The sequence below is a fragment of the Botrimarina sp. genome, assembly GCF_040219535.1.
In the GTDB taxonomy this organism is placed as follows: Bacteria; Planctomycetota; Planctomycetia; order Pirellulales; family Lacipirellulaceae; genus Botrimarina.
On the sequence record NZ_JAVJSH010000012.1, the window covers coordinates 184,942 to 207,432 of the forward strand.

Sequence of the window (22,491 nt, forward strand, 5' to 3'; positions counted from 1 at the left end):
GGAAGCTACCGTCCGCGTCGACGCCCAGGGGTGCAACGCCCCTGGGTGACGAAACACTTCGCGGGACTAGCTTGACTTGTTCCTCAAGAGCCCTCGTCGGTTCTGCGGAGTGGAGTACGGCACAGCACTAGGTACGGCAACACTTGATAGGACTCGCCCCGGGCAGGCCAGACGGCTTGTCCGGGGTTTTCGTTTCTGCTTCGGGTAGATGGCGGCTTGCGGATCCGGCGGCTTGGGATCTCCGACGCCGGCCGTAGCGAGCGAGTTCCCGCTAGCCGTTGAGAATCGCGTCGGCGGCGGCCAAACCGCTGAGAAAAGCCCCCTCGAATTTCGGGCCGCCGCACCAATCGCCTGCCGCGAACAGCCCCATCCCGGCGTCGGCGAGTCGACGGTCGCCCAGCGGCTCGGCCGGCAGGGCGTGCCGCCACCGATGGGCAGCGAGGTACGCCGGCTGGCGTGGGGCGGCGCCGGTGGCCTTCCAGAACGACTCCAGCAGGCTCGCGGCGGCTTGGTCCGCTTCGATGTCGACGTTCGCTTCCGACCACTCGGGCGAGCCGTGCAGCACCCACCGGTCGTCCGCCTCGGGGCGGCCCGGTTTGGAGCTGTCGCGGGCGATCCAGGACAGGGCCGTGAAGTCTTTCGGGCCGTTGACGAACGCCCCTGCGAGGTCGCCCTGCTGGTCGGGCGCACCGAACGCCACCGGATCGTCGAACGCGACCATCGCCGACCAACAAGCGGACATCGAGACCGATTTGGCCGCGTTGGACAACGCCGGCGACGGCGTGAGCAGCTCGGCCGCTTGGGGCGCCGGCGCGGTGACCAGCACCTTCGCGTAGTCGCCCAGGTCGTCGCCCGATTCGCTGCGGAGGCCCCACCGGCCGTGCGACCGCTTCAGCGGCGCCACGCGCACGCCCGACTCGATCCGCCCGCCGGCGGCCGTCAGTTCCTCGGCCAATTGTTTCGCGGGGGCGTTCATGCCGGGCGTGCCGACGAAGCGTTGTTTTGGGCCCGGCGGATCGGACAGGTGGCAGCCGTCGGCGTGGCACTCGATGACCGCCAGCCGGCCGGTCCACTCGGCGGCCACGCCGGCGGCGATCCAGGCCTCGAGCTGGTCGGCCAGGGCTTTGCTCCGCACGGTGAAGTACTGCGCGCCGTGGTCGAACTGGCGGGCGCCGTCGGCGTAGCGGGTCGAGGTCCGGCCCCCCACGCCGCGGCCCTTGTCGAACACCGTGACGTCGACTCCCTCGGCGGCGAGCCGGCGCGCGGCGGCGAGACCGGCCACGCCGCCTCCGATCACGGCGACGGTGTCGGCGAGGATTTGTTGTTCGGGCATCGGGGCGGCTCGGGGTAGAGTCGGCTGGGGGCGTCGGTAGATTAGTCGGACCGGACCTCGCCCCGAGAAGCAACCCGCCCCCGCGATATGCCAAGCCAAGCCGACGTGTACGACGTCATCGTAGTCGGCGCCGGGCTCGCGGGGCTGGTATGTGCGCGGCGGCTGGCCGAGGCCGGCCGGCGGGTGCTGCTGCTAGAAGCGGCCGAGGCCGTCGGCGGCCGCGTCCGCACGGACCGTGTCGACGGGTTCCTGCTCGACCGGGGCTTCCAAGTCTACAACCCCGCGTACCCCGACGCGGCCGAGGAGCTCGACCACGCCGCGCTCGACCTGAGGCCCTTCGAGCCCGGCGCGTTGGTGCGGCTGGGGGACGGCTTCCACCGGCTGTCCGACCCCTGGCGCCGCCCGTCGAAGGCCGTGGCCACGGCCCTCAGCCACGCGGCCACGCTACGCGACAAGCTGCTCGTCGCGCGGCTGCGAGCGAAGCTCCGCAGCGACCGGTCGCTCGACGCGGTCGCCGGCGAGGAAGTCACGACCCTCCAGGCGTTGTCGCGGTTTGGCTTCTCCGACGCGATCGTCGAGCGGTTCTTCCGGCCGTTCCTTGGCGGCGTGTTCCTCGAGGACGAGCTGGTCACCTCGAGCCGGATGTTCGAGTTCGTGTTCGGCATGTTCGCGCGGGGCGAGGTCGCCCTTCCCGCGGCCGGCATGCAAGCGATCCCCGAGCAACTGGCCGGCAGGCTGCCCGAGGGGGTGCTGCGGCTGCGGTCGCCGGCCCAGAGCGTGACCGACGACGGCGGCGTGCTGCTCGACGGCGAGCGGCTGCAAGCGCGGCTCGTGGTCCTCGCGACCGACGGGCCGGCGGCGGCCGCGCTGCTGGGCGAACCGCCGCCGGACCGCCCGTGGCGGAGCACGGCGTGCGTGTACTTCGACGCGCCGAGCCCGCCGATCGGCGAGGCGACGCTCGTGCTCGCCGGCGAGCGAGGCGAGGGGCCTATCAACAACCTCTGCGTGCCCAGCCAAGCGGCGCCGACGTACGCGCCGCCGGGGCGGTCGTTGGTGTCGGCGTCGGTGCTCGGCGATCCGACCGAATCGGACGAGCAGCTGGCCGCGGCGGTGCAGCGTCAAGCCGCCGGCTGGTTCGGCGACGAGGCCGACCTTTGGCGGCCGATCCGTGTGTGCCGGGTCCGCAACGCGTTGCCGGACCAGCGGCCGCCGCACTACGCGACGGTCGAGAAGTCGACCCGCGCTCGGCAGCGCGTGTTCGTGTGCGGCGACCGCTTCGACACGGCCTCGATCAACGGCGCGATCCGCTCGGGGCGGCGCACCGCCGAGGCCGTGCTGCGTGAACTCCGCGACGCGTGAGCAAGGCCGCGACGCATGAGGAAGGACAGCGCCGCTGTGGCAACCGCCCCCCCAACAGGCTCGCGTCGACTGGCGATCAACGCCGAGTGGTTCGGCCGCCTGCGTTGGGTCGCCGCCGCCGGCCAGTTGGCCACGATCGCCGCGGTGGCCGGCCCGCTGGGCGTGGCCGCGCCGGTCGGCCCGCTGCTGCTGCTGGTCGGCGTGACGCTGGTTAGCAACGCGCTGTTCTCATGGTGGAAGGCCTCCCGGGCCGCCCCCCCCCGGCGCGAGACCTGGCACGCGGTGCTGGGCGGGTTGATGCTGCTCGACCTGGTTGTGCTCACGACGATGCTCGCCCTCACCGGCGGGACGACGAACCCCTTTGTCTTCTTCTTCTTCGTGAACCTCGCGCTGTCGGGCGTGGTGCTGCCGGCGCGGTGGGCGTGGGGGTTGTCGGTGCTGGCGATCGTCGCGTTCGTGCTGCTCGGGGTCGCCCACCAACCGATCGACACGCTCCGCAACCCGGCCCGCTTGGAGAGACTGCTAAGCCTGTGGAGGGTGGGCATGTGGTCGCCGCCGCTGGCGGTGGTCGGCGCGTGGGTCGCCTTTGCCGCGTGCGCGGTGGTGATCGTCAACTTCACGACCCGGCTGACCAGCGAGCTCCGCGCCAGCGAGCGGCTCCGCCGGCGCGCAGAGAAGGAGCGGGCCCGTTCGGAGAAGCTCGAAGCGCTCGGCACCCTGGCGGCTGGCGCCGCCCACGAGCTGGCCACGCCGCTCTCGACGATCGCGGTCGCCGTCACCGAGACGCACCGCGAGCTGCTGCAATCCGGGCACGACGGGCCGGCCGTTGAGGACCTCGCTCTGGTGCGTCGGGAGATCGACCGGTGCCGCACGATCCTCCAACGCATGGCGACCGAGTCGGGCCAGCCCGCCGCGGGCTTGCCCGAGCGGCTGACCGCCGAGGAGCTGATCCTCGACGTGCTCGAAGAGCTGCCCCAAGCCGACCGCGTGGAGGTCGTCTGGCGAAACGGCGCGGCGGCCCTCGAGATCGTCGCCCCGCCGGTCGCCCTCGCCCAAGCGGTGCGGGCGGTGGTCAAGAACGGCCTCGACGCGACCGACGAGGCCGGCGTCGACGCGCCGGTCACGGTCGCCTGCGACCGCCTGGCCAACACGCTCCGCCTGACGATCTCCGACCACGGCCCCGGCATGCCCCCCGAGGTGCTCGAGCGCGCCGACGAGCCGTTCTTCACGACCAAGGCGCCCGGCGCGGGCATGGGCCTCGGGCTGTTCCTCGCCCGGAGCGTCGTCGAGAGACTCGGTGGCTCGTTGCGACTAGAATCGCGGGCGTCGGGGGGCGCCGCCGTGACGATCGTGCTCCCCTTGGCTGGCGAGCCGGGGGAAGGGAGATGAGGGGATGAGAGGGTAGTTGGGGATGGCAGGTCCGTGCTCCACGCCGCATCGAAACGGTCCTCACAAGACCGCTCGACTCCCACGCTTGACCATCCCCTTCTCTCTGATTCCTATCCCGATCTTCCTTCCAGAAGCCTCAACGCCGAGAGCGGCATGAACGACCAACCCCTCGCCGGCAAGTCGCTGTTGCTCGTCGACGACGACGAGTTGCTGCGCGAGCGGATGGGCCGCGCGCTGACCGCGCGGGGCCTGGAGGTGCGCGTCGCGTCGAGCGGCGCGGCGGCCTTGGAGATGGCTCGGCAGTCGCCGCCGGAGCTGGCGGTGCTCGACCTGAAGATGCCCGGCATGACCGGCCTGGAGACGCTCGCCGAGCTACGCAAGGTCGCGCCGGGCGTGCGGGCGGTGATCCTCACGGGCTACGGGAGCATCGCGAACACGGTCGAGGCGATGCACCAGGGGGCGGAGAACTACGTCACCAAGCCGGCCGACGCCGACCAGGTGCTCGAGGCGTTCCACCGCAGCGGCGCGCTGTCCGACGACGAGGCCCCGCCCGCCGGCGAAGCCGCGATCCACACGCCGAGCCTAGCCGAGGCCGAGTGGAACCACATCCAGCAGGTGTTGGCCGATTGCGGCGGCAACATCACCCGCACCGCGGAACGCCTCGGCATCCCGCGACGCACCCTGCAGCGGAAACTCAAGAAGCTCGCCCCGTGAACCGCGCAGCCGAACCGGCCGACGATCGACCCCACGAGGCGCGCCTCGACGCGATCTTCTGGTTCTGGTTCTCGGCGTGGTCCGGCGCGGCGCTGAGCGGCGGGGCGCTGGCCGCGGCGCTGGCCATCTCGTCGGAGCTGCCCGACTCGCCGGCCGCGATCCTCATCGTCGCTGTGGCGATGGTCTTCGGGTCGATGTGCGCGGCGATGATCAGCATCCAAACGTTGTCGCTCACGTGCCTGATCAGCCTGCTCGCCCGCTGCCCCGAGTCGCTCTCGGCGGCCGCGGCCGGCGGGGCGCTCGCGGGCCTCGTCGCGGCGCGGGTCGTGGCGCCGACTCCGACGGCCATCCTGTGGGCCGCGGTGACCGGCGGCGGCGGCGCGGCGATCTTCGCTTGGCGTTCGTCGCGGCGGCGGCGCAAGGGCCTCGGCCGCCGCGGCGGGCGCTTCACGCTCCGGCAGGCGCTGTTGGCCAACGTGTACCTGGCGCTGGTCCTTGGCGTTTACGCGGCCGCGATCCGGTAGCACCCCCCGATCGGGTGTGACGCGAAGGCCGCTTCCGACAGCGCACGGGGCCGGGTAGAGTTTGGCGTTCCGCCAATGCTGCGCACTCGCTGCGTAGCGGCTTCACCCGCCCTTCGCCCTCGCCGATTGCGTCGAAGTGGACCGATTTCATTTCCCGCCCTGGGTCAACACCTTCACGCTGCTCGTCATCGGCGGGGTGCTCGCCGGGGGCGCGTACGCTGGCGGCTTGCTGTTTTTTGGCACGCTGCCCGAGGTGATGTACGTCGGCTACCAGCCGACCCAGCCGGTGCCGTTCAGCCACAAGCTGCACGCGGGCGAGCTCAAGATGGACTGCCGGTACTGCCACTACACGGTCGACCAGGCGGCCCACGCGGCGGTGCCGGCGACGAGCACCTGCGGCAACTGCCACAACGCCCAAAAAACCCCGGATGGCGCCCTCGCCAAGACGGTTGTCCACCCGGACAGCCCGAAGCTCCAGCCGATCCGCAACAGCCTGGCGACCGGCGAGCCGGTCCTCTGGGAGAAGATCCACGACCTGGCGGATTACGTGTACTTCAACCACGCGGCCCACGTGAACAAGGGCGTCGGTTGCGTGGAGTGCCACGGCCGGATCGACCGGATGGAGGTCGTCCACAAAGCCGAATCGCTCGCGATGAGCTGGTGCCTGGACTGCCACCGCAACCCGGAGCCCCACCTCCGGCCGCTGGACCAGATCACCAACATGGATTGGGACCCGGAAGAGACCAGCGAGCAGTCGCGCGAAGAGATCGGGCGCCTGGTGAGGGAGCAGCTCGACGTGCACCCCAACACGAACTGCACGACCTGCCACCGCTAGAGCCTTTCCCACAGCGTCCGATGCGTAGCGGGCCCAGACCCGCCGCTGACAGCAACCGCCTTTACCGCGACAACCGCCGCGATGCCTGAAGCGACCGCCGACAACCAGAACCGCTCGCCCCGTGGCGCCAGCCCCTTCTGGCGGAGCCTCGACGAGCTGCAAAACACCGAATCCTTCAAGGAGTTCGTCGCCCGCGAATTCCCGCAGGCCGCCTCGGAGTACCCCGAAGGCGTGTCGCGGCGGCGGTGGATGCAACTGATGAGCGCGTCGTTCGCGTTGGCGGGCGCGGCGGGCTGCCGGTGGCAGACCGAGAAGCTCGCCCCCTTCGCTTACCGCCCCGAGGGGTACATCCCCGGCGAGCACCAGTTTTACGCGACGAACATCTTCTGGGCCGGCGCCCCGCGGCACCTGCTCGTGACTAAGTTCGACGAGCGCCCCGTGAAGATCGAGGGGAACCCCGACCACCCGGGCAGCCGGGGCGCGGCCGACACGTTCACGCAGGCCGCGACCCTGTCGCTGTACGACCCCGACCGGGCGACGACGGCGAAGCTGTGGGAGCAAAACCGCTCGTTCAACAAGTCGTGGGACGACTTCGAACAAGCGCTGGCCGAGCGCCTGGCGGAGGTCGGCGACGGCGACGGCCTCGCGATCCTGACCCCGCCGATCGACTCGCACGCTTTCTACGCGACGCTCGACCGGGTCGCCGAGCGGTTCCCGCAGGCGAAGTTCTACCAGCACGCGCCGCTCTCGCGCGAGAACGAGCTGTCCGGCGCGGAGATGGCCTTCGGCAAGCGGCTGCGCACGCACTACCGCTTGAGCGAGGCAAAGATCATCGCCGCTTTCGATGCGGACCTGCTGACCGGGATGCCCGACTCGTTGCGGATCGCGCGGGAGTTCGCGGACCACCGCGACCCCGACGGCGACATGAACCGCATGTGGGCGGTCGAGAGCCACTTCAGCACGACCGGTGCGTCGGCCGACCACCGCTTGCCGATGAAGGCCGGCGCGATCGCGGGCTTCCTCGCCCAGTTGCGCGACAAGGTCAAGGAGCTCTCCAGCGGCGACCACGAGCACGGCGAGCCCATCGAGACCGAGCCCACGCCCGAGGAGTTCCTCGAGGTGATGGCCGACGACCTGGTGCACAACCAAGGGGCGAGCGTGGTCGTGGTCGGCCAGGGCCAGCCGCCCGAGGCGCACGCCATCGCGCACGAGATCAACAGCCTGCTCGGCGCGGTCGGCAAGACGGTCGTTTACACCGAGGAGCCGTCGCCGCGTGTCGGGGTGGGCACGATGGTCGAGTTGATGGCGTCGATGAGCGACCGCGACGTCGACACGCTGCTGATCCTCGACGGCAACCCCGTGTACGACACGCCCGGCTTCGCCGAGGCCCTCGCCGAGGTCCCGCACACGGCGCACCTCAGCGCTTTCGAGGACGAGACCTCCCGGTTGTGCGATTGGTTCGTGCCCCAGACGCACCCGCTCGAGGAGTGGGGCGACGTCATCGCCTGGGACGGCACGGTCGGCGTGTGCCAGCCAATGATCGCGCCGCTGCTCGACGGGCGGTCGGTGCTGGAGGTCCTCGCGCTGGTGGCCGGCGACCGGTCGCCCGACGCGCGTGAGATCGTCCAGTCGGCCCTGATGGAAGCCACCTCGCTCTCTAGCGAGCGAGCCTGGAACAAGCTGCTGCACGACGGCCTGCTCGCCGACTCGGCCGCCGAGCCGGTCGAGGCCTCGCTCCAGCAGACCGGCGTCGAGCCGCCCGAGTACGTGGCGAGCGAGGACCGCCTGGAGCTGGTGTTCACACCAAGCAGCAGCACGTTTGATGGCCGTTTGGCGAACAACGGGTGGCTGCAAGAGACCCCCGACTTCCTCACGAAGCTGACCTGGGACAACGCGCTGTTGGTGTCGCCGGCGACGGCCAAGCAGCTCGGCCTGGCGCACGAGAAGGTCGCCCGCTTGTCGGTTGGCGAGCAGTCGATCGAGGTCCCCGTTTACGTGATGCCCGGTCAGGCGGCGGGGTCGCTCGCGCTGGCGCTGGGTTACGGCCGCACGTCGGCGGGCCGGGTCGGCGGATTGGTCGACGCCGAGACCGGCAAGTCCGCGCAAGGCATCTACGCGAACGACCTGGCCGCGTTCTGGGCGCCCGCCCCGGCCGACCCGGTCGGCGTGAACGCGTACCCGCTGCGTCCCAACGCGACCGTGGGCTTCTTGACCGACGGCGTGTCGGTCCAGAACACGGGCAAGGACTACCTGCTAGCGACCACGCAAGACCACCACGCGATCGACCAGCTGGGCCTCGAGGCGATCGGCCGGCGGACCGGCGAGCTGATCCGCACCGCCCGCAAGGAGTACTACGAAGAGAACCCGAACTTCGCGCCGCAGATGAGCCACGAGGTGATGGTTCACGTCAACGGCGAGCACCGGCCGACCGACCCGCTGCTGCCGTTCTGGGAGTACACCGGCGATGACCAGTACGTCGGCGACACCCCTCCGCCGATCACGCCCGCGTGGGGCATGTCGATCGACTTGACGCGTTGCATCGGGTGCAACGCGTGCATGGTCGCTTGCCAGGCGGAGAACAACGTGCCGGTCGTCGGCAAGGACCAGGTGGCGAAGGGCCGCGAGATGCACTGGATCCGCATCGACCGGTACTTCCGCGGCCGCGTGGACCCGGACCACCCGGACGACCCGGCGAACTTCGAGAACCCCGAGGTCGCCTACCAGCCGATCGCGTGCCAGCACTGCGAGACCGCTCCTTGCGAGCAGGTCTGCCCTGTCGCGGCCACCGTGCACGACAGCGAGGGCCTCAACGGCATGACGTACAACCGCTGCATCGGCACGCGGTACTGCGCGAACAACTGCCCGTACAAGGTCCGCCGCTTCAACTACTTCCGGTACACGCAGCCGCTGTACCAAGAGGCCAACCGGATGCTGCAGCTGGCGACCAACCCGGAAGTCACCGTCCGCAGCCGCGGCGTGATGGAGAAGTGCACCTACTGCGTGCAGCGGATCTCGGCCGCGCGGATCAAGGCCAAGGTGACCAATTCGCCGCTCACCGACGGCAGCGTCGTGACGGCTTGCCAGCAGACCTGCCCGACCCAAGCGATCGTGTTCGGCGACCTCCGCGACAAGGAGTCGAAGGTGCACGCCCTCGCGACGAGCCCGCGGTCGTACGGCATCCTGACCGAGCTGATGACCCGGCCGCGGACGAACTTCCTCGCCCGCATCCGCAACCCCCACCCGCGGCTCTCGAGGCCGTACGAGTCGGAGCTGCACGGCGGCCACGGCGGGGGCCACGGCGACGAGGGCCACGGCGACGGGGGCCACGGCGACGAGCACCACGAAGAGCCGCACGACGGCCAGCACACCAAAGAGGCGGCCAACGCCTAACCCCCGGCAAGAACCGAAGCGGCCGCGGCGTCGGCGGCCCGATCGACCTGGCTAACCGAGACCCCGGACCATTCCAAAGCGACAAGCATGGGCCTGGCATCCGCCGACATCCCCGTCAGCTACTCCACCCCTTCGAGCCTCGAGCGGGGCAAGCTGGGCTACGTGCCCGAGGTGTGGAACGACCCGCCCTGGATCGAAGGGGACAACGACTACCGGTCGGTCACCGACAAGGTGTGCCGGATCGCCGAGAACCCCCGCCCGCCGATCGCCTGGTGGGTCGGCTTCTTGATCGCGGCCTCGATCGCCGGCATGTTCGGCGCGCTGATCGGGTACCTGATCGTCACCGGCGTGGGCGTGTGGGGTAACCAGAACTCGGTGAGCTGGGGCTTCCCGATCGTCAACTTCGTGTTCTGGGTCGGCATCGGCCACGCGGGCACGCTGATCTCGGCGATCCTGTTCCTGTTCCGCCAGCACTGGCGCACGAGCATCAACCGCTTCGCCGAGGCGATGACCATCTTCGCCGTCGTGTGCGCGGGCACCTTCCCGGGCATCCACGTGGGGCGCGTGTGGTTCGCCTACTGGCTGTTCCCGTACCCGGACACGCGGCTGAACATGTGGAGCCAGTTCCGCAGCCCGCTGCTGTGGGACGTGTTCGCCGTGGGGACCTACGCGACGGTGTCGCTGTTGTTCTGGTACATGGGCATGATCCCCGACCTGGCGACCCTGCGCGACCGGGCGAAGCACCCCGCGCGGCGCATCGCCTACGGGATCCTGTCGGTGGGCTGGACCGGCTCGGCCACCCAGTGGCGGGTGTACGAGAAGGCGTACGGCCTGCTCGCCGCGCTGGCGACGCCGCTCGTGCTCTCGGTCCACACGATCGTTTCGTTCGACTTCGCCGTCAGCCAGCTGCCCGGCTGGCACACCACGATCTTCCCCCCCTACTTCGTAGCGGGCGCCGTGTTCAGCGGCTTCGGCATGGTGCTCACGCTGATGATCCCGGCGCGGGAGTGGTTCGGGCTGAAGGACATCGTGACGATGCGTCACATCGACTGCATGTGCAAGATCATCATCGCGACCGGCTCGATGGTGGGCTTCGCGTACCTGACGGAGTTCTTCATCGCCTGGTACGGCGGCAACCCTTACGAGCAGTTCACGTTCATCAACCGCGCGTTCGGCCCGACGGCTTACGCGTACTGGATCATGGTCACGTGCAACGTGATCTCGCCGCAGCTGTTCTGGATCAAGGCCGTGCGCCGCTCGCCGCTGCTGATCTTCATCATCTCGATCTTCGTGAACATCGGGATGTGGTTCGAGCGGTTCGTGATCATCCTGTCGCTCGAGCGGACGTTCCTGCCGGGCAGCTGGCAGTCGTTCGTGCCGACTTGGGTCGACCTCGGCATGCTGGTTGGCAGCTTCGGCTTGTTCTTCACGCTGTTCCTGCTGTTCTGCCGGTTCCTGCCGATCGTGGCGATGGCCGAGGTCAAGCAGGTCATGGCCCACGTCGACGGGCTCGCCAAGAGGAGTCACTCGTAGCGCTTTAGCCCTCGGGGCATTAGCCCCCGGTCGTCGACCGGGGGCTAACGAACGCTTTGAAAAACGCCATGACCGAAACCCACGACACCGACGAAGTCATCCAGCCGAAGCGGCTCGGCCTGCTCGCGCAGTTCGCCGGCCCCGACGAGCTGATCGCCGCCGCCGAGAAGGCGACCGACGAGGGCTACCGCAACGTCGAGGCGTACTCGCCGTTCCCCGTGATAGGCATCGACGAGGCCCTCAAGGCAAAGGGCACGGTCCTGCCTTGGATCGTCTTCGCGATGGGGCTGACCGGCTGCCTCGTTGGCCTCGGCATGCAGCTCTACATGAACGCGTACGAGTTCGCCGGCGCGATCTGGGGGCTCTCCGGCTACCACTACATGATCTCCGGCAAGCCGGGCCCCTGGAGCATCCCCGCGTTCATCCCGGTCACGTTCGAGCTGACGATCCTGCTCAGCGCGTTCGGCGCGTTCTTCGGCATGCTGGTGCTCAACAAGCTGCCGCGGCTGTTCAACGCGCTGTTCCGGAGCAACCGCTTCGCCGACGCGACGACCGACGGCTTCTTCTTGTTCGTCGAAGCGACCGACTCGAAGTACGCCGACACCGAAACCGAGGCGTTCCTCTCGTCGATCGGCGCGACCGGCGTCGAGGCGATCGACGAGCCGACCTCCGGCCACGCGCTGCCGAACCTCATCTTCCTCGTCGGCGCCGCCGTGGGCACGCTCGCGCTGCTCCCGCCGCTGTACCTGTACTACGTGTGGGCCGCCCCGACCTCCACCGCGCCGCGGATCTCGTTCTTCAAGGACATGGAGGACCAGGCGAAGTACAAGGCCCAGAACACAAGCACCCTGTTCGAAGACGGCCGCTCAGCCCGCCCGCCGATCCCCGGCACGATCGCCCGGGGCAGCGGCAAGGACGACATCCCGCTGTACTACGGGGTGCAACAAGAGTCGGACCTGTCGGCCAGCAACGCCGCCACCCCGGCCCGGTTCGCCGCCTTCTCGGGCGGCAAAACCCCCGCCCGCTTCGTCCAGCAGACCGAATCCGACGGCTCGCCCGACGCGGGTGACGCGGCGCCCGGCGACGACGGGGAAGGCCAACCGCAGGACGCCCAGCCGGCCGACGCCGGCGCCGAGGGCGAAGCGGCCGAGCCCAACTGGGTCGCCGAGTTCCCCGAGGCGCTGAAGATCAACGAGGCGTTCGTCGAGCGGGGCCAGCAGCGCTACAACATCCACTGCGCCGCGTGCCACGGCCTGGCCGGCAACGGCGACGGCCTCGTGTCGCAGCGGGCCCAGAAGGTGAGCGGCGCCAGCTGGACGCCGCCGACGAACCTCCACACCGAAGCGGTCGTGACCCAGCCGGTCGGCCGGATCTTCGACACGATCACCAACGGACGCCGCAAGATGCCCGGCTACGCCGAGCACATCACGCCCAAGGACCGCTGGGCGATCATCCTTTACATGAAGGCGCTGCAGCGTTCGCAGAACGCGGCCGCCGGCGACGTGCCGGCCGAGGTGCGTCGCGAGCAACCGAGCGCCAGCTGACCCCGGGCCGCCGCCCGTCCCCCGTCCGAACCCCGCCCCGCCGCTACCGCCATGGCGACCCTCGTCAACCAAGACATCAACGAAACCCGCCAAGCGTCGCACGGGCTGGCGACCGCCGGCCTCGCGCCGGGGTTGATCGGCTTGGCGCTGCTGGGCGTGGCGGCCGCGATCGGCTACCTGGCCGGTTTGTGGCAGCAGTTCGCGCACGCCTACCTGCTGGCGGTGATGTACGTCACGTCGCTGGGGGTGGGGGGGCTGTTTTTCGTCATCGGCCACCACCTGACCGGCGGCCGCTGGGGCACCACCGTGCGCCGCTTGGCCGAAGTAACGGCCGGGACGATCTGGGTCTCGGCGTTGCTCTACATCCCGATCCTCGTCGCGGTGCTCGTCGGCTCCGACAGCCTCTACCCGTGGGCGGGGCTGTGGGTCGAGGGCGAGTTCGTCAGCAACGACCCGATCCTCCGGTCCAAGTCGGTCTACCTCGAGCCGACGTTCTTCGCGCTCCGCACGGTGATCTACTTCGGCCTGTGGATCTGGATGTCGCGCACCATGCTGCGGCTGTCGGTCAAACAGGACCAGAGCGACCCGATGCAACGCGCCAAGAGCATGCAGTGGTGGGCGGGCCCGATGGTGCTGATCTACGCCCTCAGCATGAACTTCGCCGCGTTCGACTGGATGATGTCGCTCGAGCCGCACTGGTTCAGCACGATGTTCGGCGTGTACTTCTTCACCGGCTCGTTCGGCGGCGCGCTCGCCCTCACGCTGCTCATCGCCGTGGCGGCCCAGTCGCGCGGCGCCCTGACCCAGTCGGTCACGACCGAGCACCTGCACGACTTGGCGAAGCTGATGTTCGCGTTCGTCGTGTTCTGGGGCTACATCGCGTTCAGCCAGTACCTGCTGATCTGGTACGCGGCGATCCCCGAAGAGACCCTCTGGTACGACATCCGCCAGATGGGGATCTGGCCGTACTGGGGCCTCGGCCTCGTGTTCGGCCACCTGCTGATCCCGTTCCTCGGCTTCATGTCCCGCGCGATGCGACGCAACCGCTCGGCGATGACCGGATGGGCCGCCTGGATGCTGGTCGTCCACTGGATGGACCTGGCGTACCTCGTGCTGCCGCAGGTGCGGGTCGAGTCGAACGTGGGGATCACGCTCCTGCTGGGGCTGCTGACCACCGCCGGCGCGCTGGGCGTGTTCGCATGGGCTTGGATGTCGAGCGCGGCCGGCAAGTGGCTGCTGCCGGTGCAAGACCCGCGCCTGCCGCTCGCGCTCTCGTACCACAACCACTGACCCCCCCTGCCGGAGTAGCCGGCGGTTGATTCCGCCCGCTGTCGCCGGTTAGCAATCAGGCCGACGCCGCGACCCAGTCCGCCCCGCCAGCCGAATCGCCCGCCACACGCCCCGTCATGAGCAGCGAATCGCCCTCCCTCGAGTCCGACACCCGCGGCAAGCTCACTCCGGAAACCGGCGTGGAGCCCGAGGGGATCGACACACCCACCCTCCTGATGTGGGGGTTCGTGTCGGTGGTGCTTGTCGTTTGCGTGATGCTGGTCTCGGCCGCCCTGTTCTATCAGGTGCAAAACGACCTCGACCAACGCGTCGTGATCGCCAAGAAGTACCCCGATTCGGAGAAGATTTATACCGACCAACTCGGGGTGCTGACGAGCTACAAGGCCCCCGAGGCGGAGGGACAGGCGTACCATATACCGATCGGCCGCGCGATGGAGCTTGTCGTCGACGAGTACGCCGAGCGGGCCCAGCAGTAACCGCACCTTGCCGCCAAGCCGGAGCGTAGAACCATCCCGATGCTTGCTAAAAGCCCGTCCGCCGACCAGCGCTCTGCTCCCGCCCGTGTGCGGAGGGCCGTCTTGGCGTGCGCGCTGCTAGCGGGGATCGGCACAACGGGCGCCGCGCAGGCTCAGCTGCTCTCGGACCTGCCCGAGCAGATGCAGGGCGTCGGGATCGACGACAAGTCCGGCGCGCAGATCCCGCTGGACCTGCGGTTCCGCGACGAGAACGGCCGGGCGATCACCCTCGCCGACGTGTTCGACGGCGACCGGCCCGTGCTCTTGTCGCTGAACTACTCGGACTGCCCGATGCTGTGCGGCCTGCAACTCAACGGCCTCGTGCAGAGCCTGCAGGACTTGAAGCTCTCGGCCGGCAAGGATTTCGACGTCGTGAGCGTCAGCGTCGACCCGCTCGAGACCACCAGCCGCGCGAAGCTCACCGAGCAGAAGTACCTGAAGCAGTACGCACGCGGCGGCGCGGCCGGCGGGTTCCGCTTCTTGACCGGCAACAACGACAACATCCGAGCGCTCGCCGACGCGATCGGCTTCCGCTACAAGTACCTGCCCGACCGCAAGGAGTACTCGCACACCGCGGCGGAGATCGTCTGCACGCCCGACGGCGTGGTGTCGAGGTACCTGTACGGCGTGATGTACGATCCGCAGACGCTCAGGCTTTCCCTGGTCGAGGCCTCCGACGGCAAGATCGGCTCGCCGCTCGACCAGCTGATCTTGTACTGTTTCCACTACGACGAGACCGAGGGGCGCTACGGGCCGGTCGCCCGGCGCGTGATGAGCGTCGGCGCCGGCATCACGGTGGTCGCCCTGGCCGCGGGGCTGCTGCCCTACTGGCTGCACCGCTCGAGCCCGCCCGCGCCCGACCCGGCCGGCGAGGCGGACGCCGTAGCAGCGTCGTCCCCGTCCACGCCCCCGGGCGAGCCCGCGCCCCACAGCGACGCCCACAGCGACGCCCACAACGCGTAACCGCGACCACGCCAGCATGAACCCACTGAGCAACCTTACCGCCAGCCTCTGGACCCCGGCGCCGCTAGCCGCGCCGGGCGTGTGGTTCCGCGATCAGGCGTCGACGTTCGCGGGCCAAATCGACTGGCTCTTCTACGTGATCCTCTGGATCTGCGTGTTCTTCTTCGTGCTGATCGTCGGCATGATGATCGCGTTCATCGGCCGCTACTACGCGCGGCCGGGCCACAACGAAGAATCGACGCCCCACCACAACAACGTGCTCGAGGCCTCCTGGTCGATTATCCCGGGCTTCCTGGTGTTGGGCATCTTCGGGTTCGGTTTCACCTATTACCTCGAGCTGCGGACGCCGCCGGCCGACGCGTACGAGATCAACGTCATCGCCAAGAAGTGGAACTTCGCGTTCCAGTACCCCAACGGCGTGATCGACGCCAACCTGCACGTGCCTGTCGACCGGCCGGTGAAGCTGATCTTGTCGTCCGACGACGTCATCCACAGCCTCTACATCCCCGCGTTCCGCGTGAAGTGCGACTGCGTGCCGGGCCGGTACAGCACCCTCTGGTTCGAGGCCAAGACGCCCACCGCGTCGTTCGACCCGGACCGGCCGCCGTCGGAGACCGGATCGGACGAGAATGGCTACGACCTGTTCTGCACCGAGTACTGCGGCCAAGGGCACTCGACGATGATCGCCAAGGTCGTCGTGCACGAATCCGGCACGTTCGAGCAGTGGCTCGAAGAGGCCAACAAGTACGACCCGTCCGAATCGCCCGTCGAACGCGGCGCGCAACTCTACAAAGACCGTGGCTGCTCCCAGTGCCACTCGCTCGACGGCGCCAAGCTGGCGGGCCCGACCTGGAAGGGGACGTACGGCACCCAGCAAGCGACAAACAAGGGGCAGATCACCGTCGACGAGAACTACATCCGCGAGTCGATCCTCGAACCGATGGCCAAGATCCGTGAGGGGTACCAGGGCGTGATGCCCAGCTACCAAGGCCAGCTAAAGGACAAGGAAATCGCCGCGCTGATCTACTTCATCAAGTCGCTGCAAGAGGGCACGGAGGTGCCCGACACGTGGACCGACGTGGGCGGCGTCCCGGGCCAAGACGCCCCCGACAGCGAAGGCGCGAACGGCGCCGAAGCCGCCGCCCCGGCGAGCGACAGCGGAGACTCCCCGGCCACTGACTCCCCGGCCACTGACCCCCCGGCCGACGATTCCCCGGCCGCTGACCCCGCGGCCCCTGGCGCCGCGGCCGGCGACGGCGAAGACCAGCCCGAAGAGGGCGCCGACCAGCCGAGCGCCGTCGAGGACGAGTCCGGCGACGCGAACCAAACGAATCGAACCGCCGCGTAACCCGCCGGCGATCACCCCGATTCCCTGCAGCCTACGGCCTTCAGCCTAAAGCCTGTAAAAAATGATCTCTCAATCCCGCCAACACTCGCTCTTGCAAGCGATCGAAGAGGACCCGGACCGCCGGGTCGACATCCCGCAGGGGCCGAGCTACCTGACCAACCCGCCCGGCACCACGTTCTGGCAGGGGGTCGCGTCGTGGGTGTTCACGCTCGACCACAAGCGGATCGGCGTGATGTACCTGTGCGGGATCATGACCTCGTTCTTGCTGGGCGGTTTCTACGCCGGCTGGGTGCGATTCGAGCTCTGGAACCCCACGCCGAACCTCGTCGGGGGCAGCGTCCAGGAAGCGCAGGACGCCTACAACCAGGCGTTCACGCTGCACGGGGCGATCATGACGTTCCTGTTCATCATCCCGAGCATCCCGGCCGCGCTGGGCAACATCTTCTTGCCGATGATGCTCGGCGCGAAGGACGTGGCCTTCCCGCGGCTGAACCTGGCCAGCTTCCACCTGTGGTGCGTCGGCGCCTTGTTCTTCGTCGCGACGCTGCTCTCCTCGGGACTCGACACCGGCTGGACCTTCTACACGCCGTACAGCACCACGACGAGCACGAGCGTGATCTTCGCCACGATGGGCGTGTTCATCCTCGGCTTCAGCTCGATCTTCACGGGGCTGAACTTCGTCGTGACCGTCAACACGATGCGCCCCAAGGGCATGACGTGGTTCAAGATGCCGCTGTTCCTCTGGGGCATCTACTCCACGGCGATCATCCAGGTCCTCGCCACGCCGGTTCTGGCGATCACGCTCGTGCTGCTGATCCTCGAGCGCACGCTGGGGATCGGCATCTTCGACCCGCTGCTCGGCGGGGACCCGGTGCTGTACCAGCACTTCTTCTGGTTCTACTCGCACCCGGCGGTCTACATCATGATCCTGCCGGCGATGGCGATCATCTCCGAGGTGATCCCCGTGTTCAGCCGCAAGCACATCTTCGGCTACACGTTCATCGCGTACAGCTCGGTGGCGATCGCGCTGCTCGGCTTCTTGGTCTGGGGCCACCACATGTTCACCAGCACCGAGAGCAAGCTCGCGGCGGTCATCTTCTCGGCGCTCACCTTCACGGTTTCGATCCCGTCGGCGATCAAGGTCTTCAACTGGCTGACGACGATGTACAAGGGGTCGATCCACCTGCAGGCGCCGATGTGCTACGCGCTGTCGTTCCTCTTCCTCTTCACGATCGGCGGGCTGACCGGCCTGTTCCTGGGCGCGCTGGCCGTCGACGTGCACCTGCACGACACGTACTTCGTGGTGGCCCACTTCCACTACGTGATGATGGGCGGCACGCTGATCGCGTTCCTGGCGGGGCTGCACTACTGGTGGCCGAAGATGTTCGGCAAGATGTACAACGAGACCCTCGCCCGCATCGCCTGCCTGCTGGTCTTCGTGGGGTTCAACCTGACGTTCTTCCCGCAGTTCATCCTCGGCACGCAGGGCATGCCGCGGCGGTACGCGGGCTACAAGCCGGAGTTCCAGTTCTACCACCAGATGTCGACCACGGGCTTCGTCGTTCTCGGGACCGGGCTCTTCCTGGCGGCCGGCGTGCTGATCTACTCGCTGTTCCGCGGGAAGAAGGCGCCGAACAACCCGTGGGGCGCGGCCACGCTGGAGTGGAAGAGCTGCAGCCCGCCCACGCACCACAACTTCGAGGTTCAGCCCTGGGTCGGGTCGCCCTACGTGTACGACGACTTCGTGTACGACCCGGACGAGGAGGGTTACGTCGAGGTGCTCCCCGACCTGAAGCGGGGGCTGAAGCCCGCCGAGAAGCCCTCCGACCAGCCGGCGACCACCTAGCAGTTCCACGCACCGCGGAGTGCGTTGAGCGAGCGGAGGTGTCCTCCGCTCGCTCAGCGGCCCACGCGGATCCCGCGGTGAGTCCGACAAGCTCGACTCCGAACACAAGCTCGACCCCGAACAGTCACGATGGCCGACGCCGCCACCGCAGCCCCCCCTGAAACCGAACCGCACCACAGCGGCCACGATCACGGGCACGACCACCACGAAGCCCTCGCGCACCACTTCGAGGACCTCGACCAACAGTTCGAGGCCGGCAAGCTGGGGATGTGGCTCTTCCTCGCGCAGGAGGTGCTGTTCTTCTCCGGGCTGTTCGCCGCGTACGCGGTCTACCGGTGGCACCACCCCGAGGTGTTCGTCGACGCGCACACCCACCTCAACACCACCCTCGGCGCGGTCAACACGATCGTGCTGCTCGCCAGCAGCCTGGCGATCGCTTGGGGCGTGCGGGCGGCGATGCGGAGCGACCGCCGCACGATCCTCAACACCCACGTGTTCACGCTCGGCTGCGCGGCCCTGTTCATGGGCGTCAAGGCGATCGAGTACACCCACAAGTGGGACGAGGGCATCGGCGCCGGCGACTGGTACTCCTACGACCCCGCCACCCACAAGGGCTTCAACTACTGGGGCGACTGGACCTGGGGCGACTACATGCCCGGCCTGGCGATCGGCTCGCTCGTGATCGGCGTGCTCGTCGCGCTGTGGGGCGCCCGCTGGGCCGGCAACAACGCGCTGGTGAAGGGCTGGGTGACCGGCGCGATCGGCGTGTGCATCTTCTCGTTCGGCTTCGGGATCGTGCTCGCCAAGGGCGTCATGCCGACGGAGCTGGAGCTGGCCCGAGCCGGGGGACACGACGCCCACGCCGTGCACGACGCGGGCCACTCCGAGGGCGCCATCGATGGCGCTTCGGCAACCGAGGCCAGCCCCCACGGCGACATCGCGCCGATCGACCACCCGAGCGGCGAGGGCCTCGCCGAGGTCGACGCCGCCCCGGACCAGGTCGGCGAGCCGGCCGGCGCCGAGTCGGGCGCGTTGAACCCCAACCCGATCCCCCGCGGCGAGCTGACCGACCCGGGCCCCGACCCCGGACCGGAAGCCCCCCCGGCCGCCGAGCCACCCACACGGCAACCCAAGTTCACCGAGGCGAACTTCTTCAGCATCTACTTCGTGATGACCGGCGTGCACGCGGTGCACATTGTGGGCGGCATCATCGCCATCTTGTGGGTCGTCGGCAAAGCCGCGGCGGGCGAGTTCGACGCGGACTACTTCCTGCCGGTCGAGAACGTCGGCCTTTACTGGCACTTGGTGGACCTCGTTTGGATCTACCTGTTCCCGCTGATGTACCTGATTCACTAGCGTGATCCGCCGCCGGCTGTCGGCTAGGGGCCGTCGGCTGACCCACCACAAAACCCGCCGATAGCTGGCAGCCGAAAGCCGATAACCCACCGCCATGTCGCACGACGCTCACTCGCACCACATCACGAGCCCCCAGCTGCTGTGGGCGACCTTCGCGGCGCTCGTCGCGCTGACGCTGCTCACCGTGGCGGTCTCTAGCTACGTGCACCTCGAGCGGTTTCCGGCGCAGGTCTTCTTGCCGATGGTGTTCGACGACCCGGTCGACGTCCGCTGGCTCGACATGCCGATCACCCTGGCTATCGCCACGGCGAAGGCCCTGCTGGTCGCGGTCATCTTCATGCACCTGCAGCACGACAAGCTGTTCAACGCGATCCTGTTGATCGGGGCGGTCGTGTTCATGGTCCTCTTCATCGGGATGGCGCTGCTGGACAGCGGCCAGTACCAGCCGCAGGTGGAGACCTACACCTCGGACAAAGAAGCGATGCAAAACCCGTAGCCAGCCGGCTGCGGACCACGCCCCCCCCTCTCGCGGCGGGGGTGCTCGCGGGCCGTTGGTCGATCAGCGGCCAGCGTCGCCGCCACGGAGGGATGGCGTCGAAACGTTGGCTGAAAGCCGGCGTCATGCGAGCCGCGAGGAGCTCGCGCCGAGTTCGGTGAGGGCGGATAACCCCTAAACGGCGTCTTCAGCAGCCCGTTAAGGAGTAATCCCTGCGAGTCGGCCGGCGATAATTCATCGTCGGCCGCCGGGCCGCCGATCAGTGGGGTTAGGGACGAGCCGAGGGCTCCCCTTAGGCCGCCACTGATCCGACCGGAGCCACCCGCCGTGTGCCGTCTGCTAGCACTGACCGTTGCGGCGCTGGCTGTGGCCGCGCCGTCGGCGGTTGGCCAGTTCCCGTTCTTCGGCCGCCCAACGGCCGGCGCCGAGATCCGCTGGGTCGAGACCCCCGCCGACGCGCTTGCCGCCGCGAAGCGCAGCGGCAAGCCGATCCTCGCCTACGTGACGTCGGCACATTGCGGCTACTGCCGCAAGATGGAACGCGAAACGTGGGCCTCGCCGGCCGTCGCGCGGCTCGTTGACGAGCGCTTCGTCGCGCTGCGGCTGCACTCGGACCAGCACCCCGAGGAAGTCGCCGCGTTGCGTGTCCGCGCGTTCCCGACGACGGTCGTCATCACGCCCGAGGGAAAGGCCTTCGCGGGGCGGGCGGGCTTCGTCGAGGCGGCCCAGCTCGCCGAGCAGTTGCTCAGGCCGGCCCTGGAGCACGAGGCGGTCGCCTCGCGGCCCGCGACGTCGGTCAACTAGCCGCCCCGCCCGAGTCGCGTAGGCGGCCGACGCTCGACTCGAAGTAGCGGCCCCGCCGCTGCGACGCCGGCTCGGCGCCCTCCTCGTGGCGCTCGCGGAGGTCCTCCAGGCTCGCCACGCACCAGCGGCACTGGACCTCATTCAGGTGAAACGCCACGTAGTCGCCGAGCTCGCCCTCGAGAACGCCCAGCAGGTGGCTGCCGAGCTGCTCGCGGGTGGGGCAAGTGAGCCGCCGCCGGCGCCAGACCTCGCCGAGCGAGTGCAGCCCCGCGTCGCGCCCGGCGACCAACTCGGCCAAGCGGCTGCGGAGCGACTCGTCGTCGCGTAGGGCGGCCTCGATCCGCGCGACGCGTTCCGGCGGCGCGGCCTCGTCGAGGTAGGCGAGCAGCTCGGCGGTAGAGAACGCGGATGGGGACATGATCACCTGGCTGTTGGCGGTGGCGGCCGTCGCCCTGAGGTGTGTTCCGCGCGAGCCGATGGCCGACGGCCGGCGGCCCTGCGTCTTCACGCCAGCTCCGGAAAGACCTCTTCGTCGAGGCCCTGCTTGCGGAGCCGCTTCTTGAGGTTGGCCAGGAAGTCGAACTTGAAGTTCGCGACTTGCTGCTCGGTGAGGCCGACGGCCTCGGCCGCTTGCTTGTTGCCCGAGCCGCACACGAACAGCAGCTCCATGGTCTTGATCTTCGGCCAGTCGTCGCGCTCGCGCCACAGCGCGATCTGCTCGGCGAGGGCGTCGGCGAGGGCGTTGGCCTCCAGGTCGCGGCGCTCGGCGCTGCGGGCGATCGTGCTGGCCCTCCGGGCCGAGCCGGGCAGGTCCCACGCGCCGCCGTCGTCGGCGCCGTCCCCCTCGGTGCTGCTGAGGGTGACCGCGGGCCGGCGCCCCTCGCGGCGCAGGTGGTCGGTCAGCTTGTGGGCGGCGATCGAAAAGAGCCACCCCTCGAGGGGCCGCCGCGCGTCGTAGTTCGGCAGGCTCGTGAGGAAACCGATGAAGGTCTCTTGCACCACGTCTTCGCTGGCGGACGACTTGCCGGCGCCGAGCCGGCTCCGCGCAAACGCCAGCAAGCGGCCCTCGTACTCGTCGATCAGCCGCCGCCACGCGTCGGGCTTGCCACGCCGGATCTGCGCGACGAGCAGCGCCTCCGGGCGGGGGTCGGCGGCGGTGTCGGCGCAGGCGTCGGACATCGTGGGCGTGGGCGTGAGCCGTTCTGTGGGAGGGTCGAGCTTGTCGGCCCCGGCTACGAGTATCGGCCGCGAG

19 protein-coding genes are annotated in these 22,491 nt (G+C 69.0%); 16 read left to right on the forward strand and 3 right to left on the reverse strand.

What is annotated here, in order from left to right:
* Positions 1-271 precede the first annotated feature (271 nt).
* Entirely contained in the window at positions 272-1,333 is a 1,062-nt protein-coding gene (locus RIC11_RS04845) for an NAD(P)/FAD-dependent oxidoreductase (RefSeq protein WP_350208903.1), read from the reverse strand.
* 87 nt (positions 1,334-1,420) lie between these two features.
* Between RIC11_RS04845 and RIC11_RS04850 the strand changes: the two genes are divergently transcribed.
* From RIC11_RS04850 to RIC11_RS04925, 16 genes are all read left to right on the forward strand, one after another.
* Positions 1,421-2,692 (forward strand): protoporphyrinogen/coproporphyrinogen oxidase, encoded by a 1,272-nt coding sequence (locus RIC11_RS04850; RefSeq protein WP_350208905.1) that lies wholly within the window; start codon positions 1,421-1,423, stop codon positions 2,690-2,692.
* A gap of 36 nt (positions 2,693-2,728) precedes the next feature.
* On the forward strand, positions 2,729-4,081 hold the full coding sequence (locus RIC11_RS04855) for an ATP-binding protein (RefSeq protein WP_350208907.1): 1,353 nt from the start codon (positions 2,729-2,731) through the stop codon (positions 4,079-4,081).
* A 153-nt stretch (positions 4,082-4,234) separates the two neighbouring features.
* A complete protein-coding gene (locus tag RIC11_RS04860; RefSeq protein WP_350208909.1) occupies positions 4,235-4,795 on the forward strand; it encodes a response regulator transcription factor in 561 nt (186 codons plus the stop codon).
* Positions 4,792-5,319 (forward strand): hypothetical protein, encoded by a 528-nt coding sequence (locus tag RIC11_RS04865; RefSeq protein WP_350208911.1) that lies wholly within the window; start codon positions 4,792-4,794, stop codon positions 5,317-5,319. The genes RIC11_RS04860 and RIC11_RS04865 overlap by 4 nt, the downstream gene beginning before the upstream one ends.
* 136 nt (positions 5,320-5,455) lie before the next feature.
* Entirely contained in the window at positions 5,456-6,154 is a 699-nt protein-coding gene (locus RIC11_RS04870; protein WP_350208913.1) for a cytochrome c3 family protein, read from the forward strand.
* Positions 6,155-6,235: 81 nt separating this feature from the next.
* Positions 6,236-9,544, forward strand: a complete 3,309-nt coding sequence (locus tag RIC11_RS04875; RefSeq protein ID WP_350208915.1) for a TAT-variant-translocated molybdopterin oxidoreductase — start codon at positions 6,236-6,238, stop codon at positions 9,542-9,544.
* 87 nt (positions 9,545-9,631) lie between these two features.
* Positions 9,632-11,077, forward strand: coding sequence for an NrfD/PsrC family molybdoenzyme membrane anchor subunit (gene nrfD / locus RIC11_RS04880; protein ID WP_350208917.1), 1,446 nt, complete (start codon positions 9,632-9,634; stop codon positions 11,075-11,077).
* Positions 11,078-11,145: 68 nt separating this feature from the next.
* A complete protein-coding gene (locus RIC11_RS04885; protein ID WP_350208919.1) occupies positions 11,146-12,621 on the forward strand; it encodes a quinol:electron acceptor oxidoreductase subunit ActD in 1,476 nt (491 codons plus the stop codon).
* Between the two features lie 51 nt (positions 12,622-12,672).
* Complete coding sequence (locus RIC11_RS04890; RefSeq protein WP_350208921.1) at positions 12,673-13,911, forward strand: quinol:cytochrome C oxidoreductase; 1,239 nt, start codon at positions 12,673-12,675, stop codon at positions 13,909-13,911.
* Positions 13,912-14,027: 116 nt separating this feature from the next.
* Entirely contained in the window at positions 14,028-14,387 is a 360-nt protein-coding gene (locus RIC11_RS04895) for a hypothetical protein (protein ID WP_350208923.1), read from the forward strand.
* Positions 14,388-14,426: 39 nt separating this feature from the next.
* Complete coding sequence (locus tag RIC11_RS04900) at positions 14,427-15,389, forward strand: SCO family protein (protein ID WP_350208925.1); 963 nt, start codon at positions 14,427-14,429, stop codon at positions 15,387-15,389.
* A gap of 16 nt (positions 15,390-15,405) precedes the next feature.
* A complete protein-coding gene (locus RIC11_RS04905; protein WP_350208927.1) occupies positions 15,406-16,737 on the forward strand; it encodes a cytochrome c oxidase subunit II in 1,332 nt (443 codons plus the stop codon).
* A 61-nt stretch (positions 16,738-16,798) separates the two neighbouring features.
* Positions 16,799-18,583, forward strand: coding sequence for a cytochrome c oxidase subunit I (locus RIC11_RS04910; protein ID WP_350208929.1), 1,785 nt, complete (start codon positions 16,799-16,801; stop codon positions 18,581-18,583).
* A gap of 129 nt (positions 18,584-18,712) precedes the next feature.
* Complete coding sequence (locus RIC11_RS04915; protein ID WP_350208931.1) at positions 18,713-19,939, forward strand: cytochrome c oxidase subunit 3; 1,227 nt, start codon at positions 18,713-18,715, stop codon at positions 19,937-19,939.
* 94 nt (positions 19,940-20,033) lie between these two features.
* Positions 20,034-20,435 (forward strand): cytochrome C oxidase subunit IV family protein, encoded by a 402-nt coding sequence (locus tag RIC11_RS04920; protein WP_350208933.1) that lies wholly within the window; start codon positions 20,034-20,036, stop codon positions 20,433-20,435.
* A 327-nt stretch (positions 20,436-20,762) separates the two neighbouring features.
* Positions 20,763-21,239, forward strand: coding sequence for a thioredoxin family protein (locus RIC11_RS04925; RefSeq protein WP_350208935.1), 477 nt, complete (start codon positions 20,763-20,765; stop codon positions 21,237-21,239).
* Here the strand turns inward: RIC11_RS04925 and RIC11_RS04930 are convergent.
* The gene (locus tag RIC11_RS04930) at positions 21,232-21,747 is read right to left on the reverse strand and encodes an anti-sigma factor (RefSeq protein ID WP_350208937.1); all 516 of its coding nucleotides are present in this window, start codon (positions 21,745-21,747) and stop codon (positions 21,232-21,234) included. The two genes, RIC11_RS04925 and RIC11_RS04930, sit on opposite strands and share 8 nt — an antisense overlap.
* Positions 21,744-22,418, reverse strand: coding sequence for an RNA polymerase sigma factor (locus tag RIC11_RS04935; RefSeq protein WP_350208939.1), 675 nt, complete (start codon positions 22,416-22,418; stop codon positions 21,744-21,746). Before RIC11_RS04935 ends, RIC11_RS04930 begins: the two co-directional genes overlap by 4 nt.
* Positions 22,419-22,491: the final 73 nt, after the last annotated feature.

Coding starts and splice junctions, on each gene's coding strand:
- RIC11_RS04845 (WP_350208903.1), bottom strand. CDS start 1,333: ATGCCCGAACAACAAATCCTCGCCGACACCGTCGCCGTGATCGGAGGC.
- RIC11_RS04850 (WP_350208905.1), top strand. CDS start 1,421: ATGCCAAGCCAAGCCGACGTGTACGACGTCATCGTAGTCGGCGCCGGG.
- RIC11_RS04860 (WP_350208909.1), top strand. CDS start 4,235: ATGAACGACCAACCCCTCGCCGGCAAGTCGCTGTTGCTCGTCGACGAC.
- RIC11_RS04875 (WP_350208915.1), top strand. CDS start 6,236: ATGCCTGAAGCGACCGCCGACAACCAGAACCGCTCGCCCCGTGGCGCC.
- nrfD (WP_350208917.1), top strand. CDS start 9,632: ATGGGCCTGGCATCCGCCGACATCCCCGTCAGCTACTCCACCCCTTCG.
- RIC11_RS04885 (WP_350208919.1), top strand. CDS start 11,146: ATGACCGAAACCCACGACACCGACGAAGTCATCCAGCCGAAGCGGCTC.
- RIC11_RS04890 (WP_350208921.1), top strand. CDS start 12,673: ATGGCGACCCTCGTCAACCAAGACATCAACGAAACCCGCCAAGCGTCG.
- RIC11_RS04895 (WP_350208923.1), top strand. CDS start 14,028: ATGAGCAGCGAATCGCCCTCCCTCGAGTCCGACACCCGCGGCAAGCTC.
- RIC11_RS04900 (WP_350208925.1), top strand. CDS start 14,427: ATGCTTGCTAAAAGCCCGTCCGCCGACCAGCGCTCTGCTCCCGCCCGT.
- RIC11_RS04905 (WP_350208927.1), top strand. CDS start 15,406: ATGAACCCACTGAGCAACCTTACCGCCAGCCTCTGGACCCCGGCGCCG.
- RIC11_RS04910 (WP_350208929.1), top strand. CDS start 16,799: ATGATCTCTCAATCCCGCCAACACTCGCTCTTGCAAGCGATCGAAGAG.
- RIC11_RS04915 (WP_350208931.1), top strand. CDS start 18,713: ATGGCCGACGCCGCCACCGCAGCCCCCCCTGAAACCGAACCGCACCAC.
- RIC11_RS04920 (WP_350208933.1), top strand. CDS start 20,034: ATGTCGCACGACGCTCACTCGCACCACATCACGAGCCCCCAGCTGCTG.
- RIC11_RS04935 (WP_350208939.1), bottom strand. CDS start 22,418: ATGTCCGACGCCTGCGCCGACACCGCCGCCGACCCCCGCCCGGAGGCG.